An 18,230-nucleotide genomic window follows, 5' to 3' on the forward strand; every position below is an offset into this window, starting at 1 on the left:
AAATAAATTAAATAGTATTATCAGTTAACTTATTTTCCCATAAATACCTTCTCTGACTAACAAAAAATACCGAAATAAGAACAAAAACTACCCCTATCCATTGAACAATAGTAAGTCTCTCTTCTAGCCAAACACCTCCACTTAGAAGAGCAAATACAGGAGTTAAAAATGCAAGTGTACTAAATCCAGTTATTTCTTTATTATTGGCAAAGTAGAAAAATAAACCATAAGCTATCGCTCCTCCAAAAATACTCGCAAATGACATTAGTCCCCAATCAAAAATTGACCAATCTGGAATTATTTGAAAACTTGATTGTAAGCAATGCTTAATAATTAAAGGCAGACTCCCCAATACCATATGCCATCCTGTAACAGCAACTGGATCACTTTTAGTACATGTGAATCTTATTAAAATTGTTCCTAGTGCCATAGCTAGCGAAGCCGCAAGCATCCAGAGCTCTCCAAAGTTAAAAGTCACATCAGTAATTGCCTTATCTGACATTAACCACCAATTTCCTAAAAATTCTTGCGGAACACCTAAGAATATTATCCCTCCCAAGCCAAAAAGTAAGCCTAACCACCCTATTGGATTTATTAAATTTCCAAAGATTGCCCTTGCTAAAATAGCTACCAAGAGGGGCTGAGAATCAATCAAAACAGAACCAAGACCTGCTCCAGTTTTTTCTATACCATAAGTTAAAAAAAGCTGAAAAAAAGTGGCGTCCACAATTGTAAAAACAATAAACCACTTCAAATCGCACTTATATATTTTCAGATCTCTTTTAAACAAATATGTTGTAATTAGAACAAGAATTCCTGCAGGAAGTAATCTTAAAGAAGCTACAAAATCCGGACCAGCACTTGATACTAATGGAGTCATAGCTGCCATTGAAGTTCCCCAAAGTGCAAAAGGGAGTATCATTAAAAACCAATTTAGGATTGAATTCATTAGGTCTGCTGATAATCTTTTTAAAGTAGTTTTATGTATTTACCTTAAAAGAATGATTTGGCCTTTTAGACGAAAGTCAAAAAAAAGAATGGCTCGTATTGTAATTGATGAGCCCATTACAAGTTCAACAAGAGTTTCTGTCCTTAAAGCTCTTAAACAAATTGAGGATAGAGAATTTCCTGCTTTAATTGTGAGAATTGATTCGCCAGGAGGAACTGTTGGTGATAGCCAAGAAATATACTCTGCTATTAAAAGACTAAAAGATAAAGGGTGTAAAGTCATTGCTAGTTTTGGGAACATATCTGCATCTGGAGGTGTTTATATTGGTGTTGCATCTGACAAAATAGTTGCTAATCCAGGCACAATTACAGGTTCTATTGGTGTAATTATAAGAGGAAATAATTTATCTGAATTGTTTGATAAAGTTGGTATAAAATTCGAGACTGTTAAAAGCGGTGTATATAAAGATATACTTTCCCCAGATAAACCTTTAAGTGAGGAAGGGAGAAAACTGCTTCAAGGTCTTATAGATGAAAGTTATAAACAATTTACCGAAGCTGTTGCTGAAGGAAGGAATTTACCTGTTGAAGAAGTAAGAAAATTTGCTGATGGAAGAATTTTCACTGGAACCCAAGCAAAAGAATTAGGACTCGTTGATGAAGTTGGAGATGAATTTGTTGCTCGGGAACTTGCCTCCAAAATGGTTAATATTGATCCTAAAATTCAGCCATTAACATTTGGGAAGAAAAAAAAGAAAATACTTGGGCTAATTCCTGGAAGTAAAATTATTGAAAAAATTATCAATAATGCCTTTTTTGAGATTGAATCATCTAATAAAATACTTTGGTTATATAAGCCTTAAATTAATAGGTATAAAAAAATGAAGGATGATTATAAAATTGCAATAATTAGAGGAGCTACAACAGCATCTGGGAATTCTGTTGATGAAATTGAAGATGCTGTTGTGGAATTAATAGATGAATTAATTGCACGTAATAATCTTATTAAGTCAAATTTATTATCTATTACATTCACGGCAACAAAAGATTTAGATGCATGTTTCCCTGCTTCAATTGCAAGAAAATGCCATGGACTTGATTCAGTTGCATTTTTAGATTGTCAACAAATGTACGTATTGAATGATATCGATTTTTGTATAAGAATAATGGCTCAAGTTTTATTGCCTCAAAATAATTCAATAAAACATCCATATTTAAGAGGTGCCGCAAAATTAAGGACCGATAGATGTTAATCTTAGAAAAACATTTTTCCTGTCAAAATTTGGATAACTTTATAAAATTTATTTCCTCAATGATAAAAACTAATAAAAAACATGCCTTTAACTTTAGTTTTTTCAGATTTTTTCTTATTCCTACAATTTTAGTCTCAACTCCATTCCTTAATAACATCCAAGATGCTAAAGCAGGCTTAGAATTTCAGTGGGATCAAGACTCTGGATATAGAAGATTAAAGTGGTTTCAAAAAGAAAATGAGAGAAAATTCAGAAATACGATTTATTTTTTCTTTAGGCCATCTGATAGAAAAACTGATCTCCTAAAAATTAATCTGGAAATCCCTAAGACCTTTAAATCGACCTTAAATGAGGAAAAAATTAGTTTATGCAAGGTAAGAATAGGAGGTTTTGAGAATCGAACTAAATGTTTAGAAGATATACCAGCTGATATAGAAATTAAAAATAAAGAATCAGGTGTCCGTTCACTAAACATATATCCATACAGCCCAATCCCTACTAATAAAGATAGTTATGCAGTTGTCTTAAAAGTCTTTAATCCAAAAAAATCAGGGCTATACCAATTCCATTCATATGGTCAGCCTAAAGGACAATCAGTTTCAACTTATTTAGGAAGCTGGACTATAGTGATCGATTAAATGATAAATTAATTATGGATAATTAAAAAAATGACTAAAAGAACTTTTGGCGGAACTTCAAGAAAAAGAAAACGTGTATCTGGTTTTAGGGTAAGAATGCGTTCTCATACAGGTAGAAGAGTTATTAAAAGTAGGAGACAAAAAGGAAGAGAAAGAGTAGCAGTATAACCGTTTATTAACATGGCCTTACCAAAAGATATGCGTTTAAAAGGTCATAGGGTTTTTGAATATATTCATAAGAATTCCAAGAAATATCACGGTCAATTGATGACTTTTAAAGTGGCGAGATCAAATCCTGAAATCCTCTTATCCCATAAATTTAGAAATACCTCAAACAACTTCAGGATAGCATTTGCCATTAGTAAAAAAGTTTCCAAAAAAGCTGTAGATAGAAACAAAATAAGAAGAATTCTTCAAGAGTGGTTATTGAAAAACATTCAAAAAATTAATAACCACAAACCATATTGGTTACTTGTTAACCTTAAAATTGGGGATTTCTGCAGGGATAAGAATCAACTTTTGGAGGAATTTCAAAACCTAATGCTCAAATCGCGTCTTATCAAATGATTAACATGAAAGAAGAAACCTTTTACGAAGGTGGTCCAGCAAAAAGCGATTTAATAATAAATCTCTTAGCAGGATTCACTATTCTTGGTTTACCATTTACCTTTGCTGCAATAGTCAGGGCCTTGTGGTTAAGATATAAAATTACAAATAGGAGAATCACTATAGATGGAGGATGGTTTGGCAAAAACAAAACACAAGTTTCATTAAATAATATTGAAGAAATTAGGTCTATTCCAAGAGGATTCGGATCATATGGTGATATGGTTCTTATTCTTAATGATGGATCAAAAGTAGAAATGAAATCATTGCCTCTATTCAGAGAAAAGCAAAAATTTATGGAAGAAAACATAAATAAAAAACCCCTGACCCCAAATCTTAAAGAGGTAAGCGGATTTGCTACTAAACCCTAATCAAATTAATTACAAAAAACTTTTTCTCCTGTAAGATAGAATGTCTATTAAATTTACAATTTCTTTAATATCGTGATAGGGTTCATTTCTGAAAAATTACTTATCCCTATACTGGATTTTTTCTATGGTTTAGTACCTAGTTATGGTTTAGCAATTGTTGCATTAACAGTAGTTATAAGAATTGCACTTTTTCCTTTGAGTGCTGGGTCAATTAGAAGTGCAAGAAGAATGAAAATTGCTCAACCAGTAATGCAAAAAAGGCAAGCAGAAATAAAGTCTAAGTTTTCAGGTGATCCCAAAAAACAGCAAGAAGAATTAGGAAAATTAATGAATGAGTTTGGCAGTCCTCTTGCAGGGTGTCTTCCTTTGATTGTTCAAATGCCTGTTTTATTTGCTTTGTTCGCAACTTTAAGAGGTTCACCATTTGCTGATGTTCCTTACAACATAAATCTTAAGGTTGTACCCAAAGATCAAATTGCGGCAATTGATCCAAAACCTTACAAATCCCCAAGACATTCAATATTCATAACCGAAAAATCTCATTTTCCTGTAATAGCTACTATTCCTAATGGTACAAAATTAGGAACGGAAGAATCTGTAAAAATAAATTTACAAACAACAAACGGAAATAGCTATTCGGAAGTTTTGTCTAAATATGACAATGGATCAAAATTTCTCCCAACATGGAAGGTTTCTAAAGGATCCGAATATCTTAAAGTTTCCCAAGACGGCACAGTAACAGCAATTAAACCGGGTGATGCAACAATCGAGGCAAAAATCCCTGGTCTAGCTGCCAAAAGTGGTTTTCTTTTTATAAAAGCTCTTGGTCAAGTTGGTTTTTATGTAGATGGGTCAATTAACTGGGATATTGCGACACTTGTAGGTGCCTTTGGATTAACCCTACTTCTCTCTCAAGTTTTATCTAGTCAGGGGATGCCTGCAAATCCACAGCAATCAACAGCCAATAAAATTACCCCAATCATGATTACTGGGATGTTCCTGTTTTTCCCACTACCAGCAGGAGTTTTACTTTATATGGTCGTTGCTAACATATTTCAGGCATTTCAAACTTTTCTGCTTAATAAAGAAGCTCTTCCTGAGAATCTACAGAAAATTTTGGATCAACAATTATTGGCCAAAAATGAAGTAATCACAACATCTGCTTCAACTATCTCTGATAAAAGATTACCTTTTGAACCTAACAGTAAAAAATAATCTGAATCTTAAATAATGAATTCTTGGTGTAGAAATTTAGAATTACTCATAAAATCAAGAACCTCATTAATCTGGATCAGAACTAAAGAAGAGGAAAGATTAGAAAAATTGATCAATTTCTCTTGTGAAAGATTAAACATAAAAAGATTCATTTGCTGGGATTGTGTTAGCGGCATAAAAGGATTAATAAATGAGGAAGGTAAATTTACTAATAATCCTTTAGGAGTGCTTAATTGGCTTAAAGAACAAAGTTCTGAAGTCTCAACTATTTTGTTAGTAAAAGATTTTCATAAATTTTATGACGATCCATCCATCAATAGAACTATTAAAGAACTATCTTCAACACTAAAGAAAACTAGTCATAATTTAATTATTAGTTCTCATTTATTTCCATCATCAGAAGAGCTGGATGAATTAATGACAATTGTAGATTTACCTTTACCTGATCAAAAAGAATTGAAAAATCTAATAAAAAAAATTGCTATCAATACCAATTCAAATCTTGAGGAACAAGACTTAATCGAACTTTCTATTGCCTCAAGCGGACTTACCGAAATAAAAGTAAAGCAAGTCACTGCAAAGGCACTTGCTCAAAGAGGAAAAATAAGTAAAGAAGATATTAAAGATATTCTTGAAGAGAAAAAACAAGTGATCGCAAGAAGTGAAATTTTAGAATTTTTTGAAACCAAATCAACTCAAGAAGATATTGGAGGTTTAAATGTTTTAAAAGTTTGGCTTAATCAAAGATACAGGGCCTTTTCTAAAGAAGCTAGAGATTATGGATTACCTATCCCCAAGGGCGTCTTACTCGTCGGAGCACAAGGAACAGGGAAATCGCTCACCGCAAAATCAATTTCAAAGAGTTGGTCGATGCCGCTACTTAGGTTAGATGTTGGAAGACTGTTTTCTAGCCTCGTTGGTTCAAGTGAAGCAAGAACTAGAGAAACAATTTCAAGAGCTGAGGCCATGTCTCCTTGTATCCTGTGGATCGATGAAATTGACAAGGGCTTTGGTGGCGATGCTAGAAGCGATGGAGGAACTAGTCAGAGGGTTTTGGCAAGTTTACTAACTTGGATGGCTGAAAAAGAATCTGCTGTATTTGTTATCGCTACTGCTAATGCCATAGATAAGCTTCCTGCAGAATTATTAAGAAAAGGCAGATTTGATGAGATATTTTTTCTTGATCTACCAAATTCTGAAGAGAGATTAAATATTCTAGATTTACATTTAAAAAAAAGAAGGCCTGACTATAATTTCCCTCTCTCCACAATTATTGACAGGACAGATGGATTTTCTGGAGCAGAACTTGAACAGGCAGTAATAGAAGGAATGCACATTTCATTTTCTGAAAATAGAGAACTAATGGAGAAAGATTTGATAAAGGCAGTTTCTGAACTTGTCCCCCTATCAAGAACAGCAAAAGAGCAAATTGATTTACTAAAAGAATGGTCATCCACAGGACGGGCCCGCTCTGCATCGTGAATAAAATTTAATTTTAAAAATATTCCATAAGTCAGGAATCATTAATTTAGTTAATTTTTAATCAAAAAACCCAAATAATGAATCGAGATTAACTATCTTAATTAATGTAATAAAAAAAAAGAGTGTTAGATCAAAAATTAATAAGAGAAAACCCAATACTTGTTGAAGAGAATTTATCCTTAAGAGGGAAAGTTTACAAGATATCTCATATACACGAATTAACTATTAAGAAAAAAGAAATTGATATAGAAATATCCAGTCTCCAATCTGAGAGTAAAAAATTAAGCAAATCAATAGGTCAAGTTATTGGAAAATCCCAAAATAATCATTCACAAGAATTAAATGACTTAAAAAAAAAGGGAAACGAATACAGAATTAAAATTTCTGAACTCGAAGAGAAACAAAGAATATTAGACAAAGAAATAGATGTTGAGATATATAATTTGCCAAATTTTCCTAGCAAAGACGCTCCTATTGGAAAAGATGAAAGTGATAATTTACAAATAAAAACTTGGGGGGATCCTCTAATAAAAGAGAATATTAAATCACACTGGGAAATAGGAGAAAGTCTTAATATTTTTGACTCTGTAAAATCAACAAAAATATCAAAAAGTCGTTTTATCACTCTTATAGGCAATGGTGCCAGATTAGAGAGGGCATTAATTAATTTTATGCTCGATATGCATACTGAAAATGGTTACTTGGAGTTAATGCCGCCAGCTTTAGTAAATTCAGAGAGTCTTACCGGATCAGGTCAATTACCTAAATTTTCAAATGAAAGTTTTAAGTGTTCCAACGACGATTTATGGCTTTCTCCAACAGCTGAAGTTCCACTAACTGCTTTTCATAGAAACGAGCTTATTGATCCCAAGCTGTTACCTATTAAGTATGTTGCATATAGTCCATGTTTTAGGAGAGAAGCTGGAAGTTATGGAAGGGATACTAAAGGTTTAATAAGACTTCATCAATTTAATAAGGTTGAGCTCTATTGGTTTTGTGATCCAAGTAAATCTTTAGAAGCTCATAAAAAGATTACTTCTGATGCTGAAAGCATTTTAAAAAAGCTCAACTTACCCTACCGATTAGTAGATATTTGTACTGGAGATTTAGGCTTTTCTTCTAGTAGAACTTTTGATCTTGAAGTTTGGCTTCCCAGTAGTAAATGTTATAGAGAAATTTCAAGTTGCAGTAATTGCCTTGACTTTCAAGCACGTAGATCATCAATAAGATCAAAAATTGATAAAAAAAATACATATATACATACCTTAAATGGCAGTGGTCTTGCTATTGGAAGAACAATGGCAGCGATTCTTGAGAATGGCCAACAAACAGATGGTAGCGTTAAGATTCCAGATGCTCTGGCTCCATATTTTGGATCAAATTTTTTAAAAACTGCTTAATATAAAAAAATGAATGTTTTAACCTCAATAACAGTACTTGGATTCCTCATATTTTTTCATGAGATGGGGCATTTTCTTGCGGCTATTTTACAAGGTATTTATGTTGATGGATTTTCAATTGGCTTTGGGCCCTCAATTATTCAAAAAAAATTTAGAGATATTACCTATTCATTCAGAGCCTTTCCTCTTGGAGGCTTTGTATCCTTCCCTGATGAAGAACTAAATAATATTGACCCTAAAGATCCAAATCTTTTAAAAAATAGGCCAATAATTCAAAGAGTTATTGTAATTTCTGCTGGAGTATTTGCCAACTTGATACTTGCTTACTCAATCTTGATTATAAATGTAACTACTGTTGGTATTCCATTTGATCCAGAACCAGGCATTTTAGTTTTGGCTACTCAACCTGATAAGGCTGCCTCTCTTGCTGGTTTAGAACCAGGGGATAAAATATTAGAAATCGAAACTAGTACTTTAGGAGTTGGGGATCAAGCCGTTTCCACTTTAGTAAAAGAAATTCAAAATTCATCAGACGAACCAATTTCAATAAAAATTGAAAGGGATGGGAGTTTCAAAGATTTAACTTTAGTACCAAAAAAAATTGATGGAAAAGGAACAATAGGTGCTCAATTGCAACCGAATATAAGGAAAGAAACTAAAAAGACAAAAAACGTTTTCGAACTTTTTAAATACACTAATAATGAATTTTCATCACTTTTGGTAAAAACAATTCAAGGTTATAAAGGTTTGATAACAAATTTCTCCTCAACCGCGCAACAATTAAGTGGGCCAGTAAAAATCGTTGAAATCGGTGCACAATTATCTCAACAAGGTGGGACAGGCATATTATTATTTGCGGCTTTAATTTCTATTAATTTAGCAGTACTTAATTCATTACCTTTACCATTGTTAGATGGAGGACAACTTGTTTTTACTATAATTGAAGGTTTTAGGGGGAAACCTGTTCCAGTCAAGGTACAAATGGTTGTTACTCAGTCCAGTTTTTTTCTTTTAGTGGGACTTAGCGTTCTGCTTATTATCAGAGATACTAGTCAACTATTAATCGTTCAAAGATTATTAAACCAATAAATAAATTTTAAAAACTGTTCTCCAAGCTGTTAATATAAAAGATAGTTTTAAAAATTCTGACTAAATGGCGAAAAAGTCCATGATTGCGAGAGAAGTTAAACGCAAAAAACTCGTTAAGAAATATGCTGCAAAAAGGAAAGCATTATTAGATGAATTTAATGCCGCAAAAGATCCAATGGAAAGATTAGAAATTCATAGAAAGATTCAAGGTCTACCAAGGAACTCTGCACCAAATAGAGTAAGAAATAGGTGTTGGGCAACTGGTAAACCTAGAGGAGTATATAGAGATTTTGGTCTTTGCAGGAATCAGTTAAGACAAAGAGCTCATAACGGTGAACTTCCTGGAGTAGTTAAATCAAGTTGGTAGTCAAAGTTTTTAACTTAAGTACTATATTTCTCAAGAAAAAAAAATACTTTTAGAAATTAAACTCATTTTTAGGACAATTTTAAAAATTTTTATAGCTTATCTAAATAATTTACTCAATATGTCCCTATAAAATGTAAGAATAAATTATGTATAGATTTATAATTTAAACAGTGGAAGGACAAAATAAGTCGATCACGTTTGACGGACGAGAGATACGACTAACTACAGGACTATATGCTCCTCAAGCCAATGGATCAGTAATGATTGAGTGTGGTGATACCTCACTATTAGTTACAGCGACAAAAACTGCCAAAAAAGAATCATCAGACTTTCTACCTCTGATATGCGACTATGAAGAAAAACTTTATGCTGCAGGGAGAATTCCTGGTGGTTTTATGAGGAGAGAAGGTCGCCCACCAGAAAGAGCGACTTTAATTGCAAGATTAATTGATAGGCCAATGAGGCCACTTTTTCCCACATGGATGAGGGACGAGATTCAAATAGTCGCATCATGCCTTTCTCTAGATGAAAGAGTTCCAGCAGATGTTTTAGCTGTTACGGGGGCTTCAATAGCAACTTTAGTTGGAGAGATTCCATTTTATGGGCCAATGGCTGCAGTAAGAGTTGGGCTTATAGGGGACGATTTCATCTTAAATCCTAGCTATAGAGAGATTGAGAAAGGTGATTTAGACATTGTTGTTGCAGGATCACCAGACGGTATCGTCATGATTGAAGCAGGTGCAAATCAATTATCAGAGCAAGATACAATCGAAGCTATAGATTTCGGATATGAGGCTGTTACTGAACTTATTAAATCGCAAGAAGATTTACTACAAGAACTAGGAATAAAACAGATTAAGCCATCTGACCCTGAAGAAGATAAAACATTGCCCATTTATTTAGAAAAAAATTGTACAAAACCTATTGAGTTGGTTTTAAAGAAATTTGACCTTACAAAGGAAGAGAGAGATCTTGAACTCGAAAAAATTAAAACTGAAACTCAAAGCAAAATTGATTCACTTAAAGATGAAAATCAAGTAAAAGTTTTAACTTCAGAAAATGAAAAATTAATTCATTCCGACTTTAAAAAATTAACAAAAAAATTAATGAGGTCTCAAATCATAAATGATGGGAAAAGAGTTGATGGAAGGGAGCTCGATGAAGTTAGAAAAATATCAGCCTCTGCGGGAATTCTTCCAAAAAGAGTTCATGGCTCTGCACTTTTTCAAAGAGGTCTAACTCAAGTCTTATCTACTACTACTCTTGGCACACCAAGCGATGCTCAAGAGATGGATGATTTGAATCCTAGTACTGAAAAAACGTATTTGCATCACTATAACTTTCCTCCTTATTCAGTTGGTGAAACTAGGCCTATGAGAACTCCTGGCAGAAGAGAAATTGGCCATGGAGCATTAGCTGAAAGAGCAATAATACCAGTGCTGCCTGGGAAAGAAACATTTCCTTATGTTCTAAGGGTAGTAAGTGAAGTTTTAAGTTCTAACGGTTCAACTTCAATGGGTTCAGTATGTGGAAGCACGCTTTCATTATTAGATGCAGGAGTTCCTCTAAAAGCACCTGTAAGTGGTACTGCTATGGGCTTAATAAAAGAAGGTAAAGAAGTTCGAATTCTTACAGATATTCAAGGGATTGAAGACTTTCTTGGAGATATGGATTTTAAGGTTGCTGGTACTGATAAAGGAATTACTGCGTTACAAATGGATATGAAAATTACAGGTCTACCAGTCTCTATTATTTCTGATGCAATTAAAAAAGCTCGGCCTGCAAGATTACATATCTTAGAAAAGATGCAAGCGGCAATAGATAAACCTCAAGAATCCCTCTCTCCGCATGCTCCAAGACTTTTAAGCTTTAGAATTGATCCTGAACTTATTGGGACTGTAATTGGTCCAGGAGGTAGGACTATTAAAGGAATCACAGAAAGAACAAATACCAAGATAGATATCGAAGATGGAGGTATAGTAACCATTGCCTCACATGACGGGGCCGCAGCAGAAGAGGCTCAAAAAATTATAGAGGGTCTTACAAGGAAGGTTCATGAAGGTGAAATTTTTCCTGGAGTAGTTACAAGAATAATACCAATAGGTGCTTTCGTAGAAATTCTGCCTGGTAAAGAAGGAATGGTTCACATATCTCAACTATCAGAAGCCAGAGTAGAACGAGTTGAAGATGTTGTAAGACAAGGAGATGAAGTTACAGTAAGAGTTAGAGAAATTGATAGTAGGGGTAGGATAAATCTTACTTTGAGGGGAGTTAGTCAAAATGGTGGGATGTCTTACCCAGAGCCAACGCCAACCCCCGTAGCTCCTCTAAATTAAGACTTTAGAGGATATAAATCATATTTTTTGATAATTTCTTTTATCTGTGAACAGATATCTTGATGAGTATCTTTATTGCGTGTAGCAATAATTATACCTCCTTGTTGAAAATTGTTTTGATTATAGGAAAGCTCTGCATTATCTAGATTAGTTATTGCTCCTCCAGATCCTTTTAGAATAGCTTCTGGCGCGGCAAAATCCCAATCTTTAGGGCTGCTTTTACCTTGAACGCTTAAACATATATAGATATCACATTGTCCTTTAACTACTGCGGCAATCTTACATCCAATACTACCCATAACAATTACTTTTTTAAAAGAAATCTTTTCAATTAAATTTTGCAAAATCAGATTTCTATGATTTTTGCTAGTAACCAAAATCATTTCGCTAAGAGGCTTATAAGAAGATATTTCAAAATTCAATTTAGATCTATCTCTTCTTTCGCCCCAAACTTCACTGCCATTAGAAATCCACAATTCATCTTTTTCAGGAATTAAAACAATTCCTAATTGCGGCCTATTTTTGTAGTTAAGTGCTAGATGCATTGCATAGTTTTCGGAACCTTGAATAAAATCCTTAGTACCATCCAAGGGATCCAGAACCCAAAGCCAATCTGAATTGATTTCATATTTTTTTGATTTAATTTTCACATTCTCTTCACTTAGAATTTCCCAATTTATGTGTTTATACTTATTATTTATTCTCTCAATCATCAATTCATTTACTTTTAAATCAGCAAGAGTAACAGGATCATCAAAATTAGAAGTTTTAATGATATTTTTTTTTAAATCAGTTTTTTTTATTAAATTTGAATAATGAAGCATAATATCTGCCGCTTCCCAGCTGAAAATCCGTAGATCATCGATAAGATTATTAATATCTACACCTAACGGTAATTCGATCACAATATGAATAATAATTTACCATTCTCTCATAAAATTCCTGAAACTGAAAATAATGCGCTTTATATGGTTGGAACTCCAATAGGAAATTTAGATGATATTACCTTTAGAGCACTTAAAGTTCTTAAAGAAGTATCTTTTATTGCCTGCGAGGACACAAGGCAAACAAAAAAAATAATGAATAGATACGATATGAGTAACAATCTTATAAGTTTTAACAAGAATAACTCTTTCAAAAAAATACCTAAAATAATTAACGCACTTCTTTCAGGAAAGTCTGTTGCAATAGTTAGTGATGCAGGGATGCCAAGTATTTGCGATCCAGGAGAAGATTTAGTTAAAAAAGCAAAATCACTAGGTATTAGAGTAATTTGCATCCCTGGGCCAAGTGCCGTTACAACCGCACTAGCATCGAGTGGCATGTGCTCCTCAAAGTTTATATTTGAAGGGTTTCTCCCTAAAAAGAAAATCGAAAGAGAAAAAATTCTTTTCGAAATAAGTAGTAATGAAAAAACTACAGTATTATTTGAATCTCCGCATCGTATAAAAAAACTTTTGCAGGAATTAAACGATTTTTGTGGAGGACAAAGAGAAATTCAAATATTTAGAGAACTCACAAAAAAATTTGAGGAGCACATTGGTTGCAATATCAAAGAAGCAATTGACTTTGTAAAAGACAAAGAAATTTTAGGCGAAATAACAATTGTTATAAAAGGTATTCAAAAAACAAAAATTTTTGATTATGATCTAGAACTCTTAAAAAGAGAGCTACATGAATTAGTTAATGCTGGTTTAACATTATCCGCAGCTTCTAAATATTTAGCAAAAAAAAGAAATACTACGAAAAGCGTGATTTACAAATTGTATTAGAATAAAAAAAAAGGTTTATGAGTTTTCTAATTAAAGACATAATCTTGGGTTTATCATCTAACTTTCTACTTTTTTTGGTATTAATGGTGGGTTTACAAAACGGTACAAATAAAAGCAGAGTTAATATTTTTAAGAATGAAACCGTTGATTTACCTATAGGTTTTATTGTTGGTACAAGTTTTATAACAGGATCTTGTTTAGGAAATGTACTTGCTCTTAAATTGAAGAACAAAAATAAATAACTTTTCTAGAGTGCTATTAATATTTCATCACTAACTATCCGAGTAATGCCTCGTGAAATTAACAAAGGAGAGACAATTTTAAAAACTTCAGTATTAGGAACTTTAATTACTTTTTGCTCTTTATTACAAAACCTTTTGGCAACTTTTAAATCTGAAAAAATTTGTATTGTCTTTCTTTCCAATTCATCTTGGGATAAAAATTGCCATTCTGGATAATCTCTTAATAATTTAGTTTCCAACTCAATATTTTTATCTATTATCAAAAATACAGTTTTTGGAAAATTAACTTCATCTAAAGGAATCGATGATAAATCTTTTTGATTTGCGTTTTCAAAATCATAATTTAAGGGTATAACTTCCGTATAAGTTGAAATAGGTATTTCTTCCGAATCAACTTTATTTTCTTCGAGTTGTTGCTCAATAATAATTTCCCTATTAGTATTTTTTTTTGGTAGCTTTTTAAGATCTTCTAATGAAGTTATATCTTTATCAGAACTATTAATTTTTAAACTCTTATTTTTTCTAAGATGATCTTTGTAAATCTCCTCGCCAAGACTTTTTTTTAAATTTCTTGATATTGTTAATTTTGAATAACCAAATTTTCCTGAAAGAAAATCTATTGTTTTACCTTCAGTAAAATATATGACTAGATTTTGTTTTTCTTTTTCAGTAAGCCTTTTAGCCAAAATAAAATATACATACAACTGTAAATATACTAAAACTTTTCTAGAAAAGAAATTATTTTGCTATTTTTAATGAATTTTCTTAAGCAAATAAATATCATAAAAATATAGTAATTTTTGATTGAGCCTTACCTGTCAGATATAATAAGATGGTGCTTCCTTAGCTCAGCTGGATAGAGCAACTGCCTTCTAAGCAGTGGGCCGCAGGTTCGAATCCTGCAGGAAGCGTTTTCAAATAAAATTTGAAAATATTTATACAATAAAGAGGAAAACTAAAGAGAACTACATTCCCCCATTCCTACTTGCCAAAATTTAATCCCCGTACCTTTTAAGCTATTTTTTGAAATTATCTTTCTAGTATCGAAAACCCATGAGGGTTTTCTCATTAACTTTGAAAATTTTTCAAAATTTATTTCTTTATATTCATCCCAAGCTGTCAAAATTATAAGAGCATCGGCGTCTTTTACACATTCATTTAAATTGCTATTAAAAGACCAACTACCTTCTTTTTCAGAAAATATCTTAGATTCTTTTTTACATAATTCTTTCTCAATTTGATAAGGCAAGACTTGAGGATCATTAATCATCAAATTAGCACCATTCTCCAAAAGATCTTTTGCAATAGAAATACTAGGAGATTCTCTAGTGTCGTTGGTATTTGCCTTAAAAGCAAATCCAAACATAGCTATTTTTTTATTTGTAACAGTTCCAAAAAGTTTTTCTACAACCAAAGAAGCTATTCTCTCTTTTTGCCAGTTATTTACTATCAAAACATGTTCCCAATATCGCGAAATCTTTTCTAGACCGTAATATTGACATAAATAAACAAGATTCAATATATCCTTCTGAAAACAACTACCTCCAAAACCTGGACCAGCATCAAGGAATTTTTTCCCAATTCTTTTATCTGCACCAATTGCATTAGACACTTCTTTGATTTCTGCACCAGTAGCCTCACATAGAGCCGAAATAGCATTTATAGAACTTAATCTTTGGGCTAAGAATGCATTAGCAGTAAGTTTTGATAATTCACTGCTCCATACATTAGTGAAAAGAATCTTGTTGGCTGGTATCCATCTCTCATAGATACCACTTAAACTTCTCATTGCATTATTATCTTCACCTCCAATTAAAACTCTATCGGGATTCTCTAAGTCATTAATAGCAGTCCCTTCGGCCAGAAATTCAGGACTCGAAAGAACAGAAAAAGACTTTTTGATATTAGAAATAAAGCTATTTTCTTCAGATTCGCTCAAAATATTTTGTATTAATTCAGCTGTCCTAACTGGAACTGTACTTTTCTCAACAACAATTGTATGACCACTGGAGTATTCAGCCACTTGCCTAGCACTGGATTCTACCCATTTCAGATCGCTTGCATAGCCAGCTCCAAATCCACTCGTTTTGGTAGGAGTATTTACAGAAATAAAGATCATATCAGCTTCTTTAATGGTATTTGCAATATCAGTAGAGAAAAAAAGATTTTTATTACGGTTTCTTTTTATAATTTCTTTTAAACCTGGCTCAAATACTGGCAATTTACTTAGATCTTTATCATTCCAGGCATTTATCCTCTTTTTATCAATGTCAACCAGTGTGACCTTAATGTCTTTGCATCTATCGGCTAACACTGCCATAGTAGGACCTCCCACATAACCTGCGCCGATACAACAAATTTTTTTTATTTGAGAAGTGATTTTTTGGGGAAATAATTATTTTTATTTTACTTGAAAGAGTACTTGATATTCGTAACGTGTTAAATCTCTTTTTATGTAAGAAAAAAGATTGCAATTTTTGTGAGAAGATGCAAAATTAAAATTATAAAAAATATTTCAAAAGTTACATTACTGAATATAATTAATCTAATTAATGTTTCTTTTGAATTTAAAAACATCAAAAATATTTTATTAATTTAATGCCCTTTTTAGAGTTTAAAAAAGAGGTGAACTTAAATAAGATCGGATTTTTTGGATTTAATATTGGTATTTTCTTATTATTCTCTGCTCCTGCGATAGCATCTTTTTTCTTAATAATATCTCTTTTAATAAGTATTTTTTTAATTAAAAAAAATCCTCTTCATGACAAAATCAATCTCTTTTTGATCTTAATAAGCTTTCTTATGTTACTAAGTTGGTTTTTATATCAATTTAATTCTGATGGGAAATATCCTGTCTATGAGTCAAACCTAAGTACTGATCCATTGATTGGTTTAATAAATTGGATTCCACTTTTTCTTTCTTACATAGGATTTCAACATTACCTTAGAACAAAAAACAGTCGTCTTATTTGTGGATTATCTCTAATGTCTGGATCAATTCCTATTTTAATAAGTGGATTTGGTCAATATCTATTTAATTGGTATGGTCCCTTAGAATTTCTAAATGGATTAATAATTTGGTACCAAAGAGACAATACAAGTGGAATGACAAGTTTTTTTAATAATCCCAACTATGCAGCTTGTTCGCTTGCTTGTATTCTTCCTTTGTTCTACGCAACTTTTTATAGAAATAAAACTTATAAGTTAAGAAAAATTATTAACTTAATTATCATCTTTTTGATAATCATTGGAATATTATTTACTTCTTCTAGGAATGGTTTATTGGGCATATTCTTAGGAGCATTTTTCTTCTTTATTTCATTAAGGTCAAAATTATTGACTTTCAGTTTATTATCATTTTCATCAATATTTTTATTTGACTTAATTTTTAAGTATGCATACGGTATTGCATTAATTCCGCTTAATCTTACAAATAGAATTAGTTTGCAAGAATTTTATGAAGACCCTAGATTGTTAATTTGGAAAAACTCAATATTTTATATTTTTAAAAAGCCATTTTTAGGTTGGGGAGGTAATAGCTTTTCATATCTTTGGAATAAAGATAACACATTATACCTGGGGCACTCTCATAGCATACCTTTAGAAATATCTATTCAATATGGTCTTATAACTTCATTATTACTTTCTAGTGTAGTAGTTTTTATTTTACTAAAAAGCTTTAGAGTTATTTTCTTAGACTTAAATTTCAAATTAAGAAATTCAGATGATGAATTTCATTTTGATAGAGGATGGTTTGCAGCATGTGTTGTAATTTTGTTTTCCAATCTTATTGATATTTTATATTTTGACGTCAGAATTAGTATACTAACATGGGTACTATTGGCAGGCTTAAGAAATATTCCGATAAGGGAAGATAAATAATTTTCGCGAATTATTTTAAAATTTTAATCTTTTTAATTATCTATACCGTCGCCAATACCTTTTCCATAAAGAGTTAAAAACAAATACTTAAAGTAATTAATTTGATGAAAATTAGAAATCATATGATTCTCTATTTTGGCCAACTTTTTTGGATTTGACATGTCAATTCCTTTTATCTGAGCTAAACCAGTCACTCCTGGCTTTACTGAAAAAATACTATAAATCTGCCTCTCTTTAATTAATTGAGTTTGATTAGGTAGACAAGGTCTAGGACCGACTAAACTCATTTCACCCCTAATAACATTAAAAAGTTGTGGGAGTTCATCCAGCTTAAGCAATCTAATTATTCTCCCGCATTTTGTAACTAATTTCTTATCGACTAAATGAGAAGCAACTGAAGGAGTTCTAAAATGCATAGTTCTAAATTTAATTAAATTAAAAAGCTTTTTGTTTTTACCTAACCTTTTTTGAACGAATAGAGGTTTCCCAGAATCAAAAAAACAAATAAAATACAATATCAAAAATAAAGGGCTAAAAGTAAAAGTAAGTAAAAGTGATATCGTTAAATCATAAAATCTGATTATGTTATTCTTTCTTAAAATTTTTTTCATTCTATGCCTAAATATAGT

General features: G+C 32.0%; 20 protein-coding genes and 1 tRNA gene. 16 read left to right on the plus strand and 5 right to left on the minus strand.

Annotated features, from left to right (window positions below; all coding sequences use genetic code 11):
* Window positions 1-7: 7 nt before the first annotated feature.
* A complete protein-coding gene (locus HA148_RS06635; protein ID WP_209131273.1) occupies window positions 8-949 on the minus strand; it encodes a DMT family transporter in 942 nt (313 codons plus the stop codon).
* A 52-nt stretch (window positions 950-1,001) separates the two neighbouring features.
* Between HA148_RS06635 and sppA the strand changes: the two genes are divergently transcribed.
* From sppA to HA148_RS06695, 12 genes are all read left to right on the plus strand, one after another.
* The gene (sppA, locus tag HA148_RS06640; RefSeq protein WP_209131275.1) at window positions 1,002-1,811 is read left to right on the plus strand and encodes a signal peptide peptidase SppA; all 810 of its coding nucleotides are present in this window, start codon (window positions 1,002-1,004) and stop codon (window positions 1,809-1,811) included.
* An 18-nt stretch (window positions 1,812-1,829) separates the two neighbouring features.
* Window positions 1,830-2,201 carry a chorismate mutase gene (aroH, locus tag HA148_RS06645; protein ID WP_209131277.1) on the plus strand — a complete coding sequence of 124 codons (372 nt, stop codon included), beginning with the start codon at window positions 1,830-1,832 and terminating at the stop codon, window positions 2,199-2,201.
* Window positions 2,202-2,260: 59 nt separating this feature from the next.
* On the plus strand, window positions 2,261-2,839 hold the full coding sequence (locus HA148_RS06650) for a DUF2808 domain-containing protein (protein WP_209131279.1): 579 nt from the start codon (window positions 2,261-2,263) through the stop codon (window positions 2,837-2,839).
* A 30-nt stretch (window positions 2,840-2,869) separates the two neighbouring features.
* Complete coding sequence (gene rpmH, locus HA148_RS06655) at window positions 2,870-3,007, plus strand: 50S ribosomal protein L34 (protein ID WP_209131282.1); 138 nt, start codon at window positions 2,870-2,872, stop codon at window positions 3,005-3,007.
* A gap of 12 nt (window positions 3,008-3,019) precedes the next feature.
* Window positions 3,020-3,406: a ribonuclease P protein component gene (locus HA148_RS06660; protein ID WP_209131285.1), complete on the plus strand. Its 387-nt coding sequence runs from the start codon at window positions 3,020-3,022 to the stop codon at window positions 3,404-3,406.
* Window positions 3,403-3,816: a PH domain-containing protein gene (locus tag HA148_RS06665; protein WP_209131287.1), complete on the plus strand. Its 414-nt coding sequence runs from the start codon at window positions 3,403-3,405 to the stop codon at window positions 3,814-3,816. The genes HA148_RS06660 and HA148_RS06665 overlap by 4 nt, the downstream gene beginning before the upstream one ends.
* A gap of 72 nt (window positions 3,817-3,888) precedes the next feature.
* The gene (gene yidC / locus HA148_RS06670) at window positions 3,889-5,031 is read left to right on the plus strand and encodes a membrane protein insertase YidC (RefSeq protein WP_209131288.1); all 1,143 of its coding nucleotides are present in this window, start codon (window positions 3,889-3,891) and stop codon (window positions 5,029-5,031) included.
* Between the two features lie 15 nt (window positions 5,032-5,046).
* Window positions 5,047-6,513 (plus strand): AAA family ATPase, encoded by a 1,467-nt coding sequence (locus HA148_RS06675; RefSeq protein ID WP_209131290.1) that lies wholly within the window; start codon window positions 5,047-5,049, stop codon window positions 6,511-6,513.
* Window positions 6,514-6,635: 122 nt separating this feature from the next.
* The gene (gene serS, locus HA148_RS06680) at window positions 6,636-7,913 is read left to right on the plus strand and encodes a serine--tRNA ligase (RefSeq protein WP_209131292.1); all 1,278 of its coding nucleotides are present in this window, start codon (window positions 6,636-6,638) and stop codon (window positions 7,911-7,913) included.
* A gap of 9 nt (window positions 7,914-7,922) precedes the next feature.
* Window positions 7,923-9,002, plus strand: coding sequence for an RIP metalloprotease RseP (gene rseP, locus HA148_RS06685; RefSeq protein WP_209131294.1), 1,080 nt, complete (start codon window positions 7,923-7,925; stop codon window positions 9,000-9,002).
* A 64-nt stretch (window positions 9,003-9,066) separates the two neighbouring features.
* Window positions 9,067-9,369, plus strand: coding sequence for a 30S ribosomal protein S14 (gene rpsN, locus HA148_RS06690; protein WP_025894796.1), 303 nt, complete (start codon window positions 9,067-9,069; stop codon window positions 9,367-9,369).
* 170 nt (window positions 9,370-9,539) lie between these two features.
* Window positions 9,540-11,705: a polyribonucleotide nucleotidyltransferase gene (locus HA148_RS06695; protein ID WP_209131296.1), complete on the plus strand. Its 2,166-nt coding sequence runs from the start codon at window positions 9,540-9,542 to the stop codon at window positions 11,703-11,705.
* Here HA148_RS06695 and HA148_RS06700 read toward each other — a convergent pair.
* Window positions 11,702-12,610, minus strand: coding sequence for a 3'(2'),5'-bisphosphate nucleotidase CysQ (locus HA148_RS06700; RefSeq protein WP_209131299.1), 909 nt, complete (start codon window positions 12,608-12,610; stop codon window positions 11,702-11,704). The genes HA148_RS06695 and HA148_RS06700 overlap by 4 nt on opposite strands.
* Window positions 12,611-12,613: 3 nt before the next feature.
* Here HA148_RS06700 and rsmI point away from each other — a divergent pair, with 3 nt between their 5' ends.
* Both rsmI and HA148_RS06710 read left to right on the plus strand, forming a co-directional pair.
* Entirely contained in the window at window positions 12,614-13,477 is an 864-nt protein-coding gene (gene rsmI, locus HA148_RS06705) for a 16S rRNA (cytidine(1402)-2'-O)-methyltransferase (RefSeq protein ID WP_209131301.1), read from the plus strand.
* 83 nt (window positions 13,478-13,560) lie between these two features.
* Entirely contained in the window at window positions 13,561-13,719 is a 159-nt protein-coding gene (locus tag HA148_RS06710) for a hypothetical protein (RefSeq protein ID WP_245152037.1), read from the plus strand.
* Between the two features lie 5 nt (window positions 13,720-13,724).
* Here HA148_RS06710 and HA148_RS06715 read toward each other — a convergent pair whose 3' ends face one another.
* Window positions 13,725-14,405, minus strand: a complete 681-nt coding sequence (locus HA148_RS06715) for a hypothetical protein (RefSeq protein ID WP_209131307.1) — start codon at window positions 14,403-14,405, stop codon at window positions 13,725-13,727.
* 151 nt (window positions 14,406-14,556) lie between these two features.
* Here HA148_RS06715 and HA148_RS06720 point away from each other — a divergent pair.
* Window positions 14,557-14,630, plus strand: a tRNA-Arg gene (locus tag HA148_RS06720).
* A gap of 44 nt (window positions 14,631-14,674) precedes the next feature.
* Here the strand turns inward: HA148_RS06720 and HA148_RS06725 are convergent.
* A complete protein-coding gene (locus HA148_RS06725; RefSeq protein ID WP_308789044.1) occupies window positions 14,675-16,099 on the minus strand; it encodes a nucleotide sugar dehydrogenase in 1,425 nt (474 codons plus the stop codon).
* A gap of 218 nt (window positions 16,100-16,317) precedes the next feature.
* On the opposite strand from HA148_RS06725, the gene HA148_RS06730 reads away from it, so the two are divergent.
* Window positions 16,318-17,601 carry an O-antigen ligase family protein gene (locus tag HA148_RS06730; protein ID WP_209131311.1) on the plus strand — a complete coding sequence of 428 codons (1,284 nt, stop codon included), beginning with the start codon at window positions 16,318-16,320 and terminating at the stop codon, window positions 17,599-17,601.
* A 32-nt stretch (window positions 17,602-17,633) separates the two neighbouring features.
* Here HA148_RS06730 and HA148_RS06735 read toward each other — a convergent pair whose 3' ends face one another.
* Window positions 17,634-18,212: a sugar transferase gene (locus HA148_RS06735; protein WP_209131313.1), complete on the minus strand. Its 579-nt coding sequence runs from the start codon at window positions 18,210-18,212 to the stop codon at window positions 17,634-17,636.
* Window positions 18,213-18,230 lie beyond the last annotated feature (18 nt).

The sequence above is a fragment of the Prochlorococcus marinus XMU1405 genome, assembly GCF_017696275.1.
Lineage (GTDB): Bacteria > Cyanobacteriota > Cyanobacteriia > PCC-6307 > Cyanobiaceae > Prochlorococcus_A > Prochlorococcus_A marinus_AB.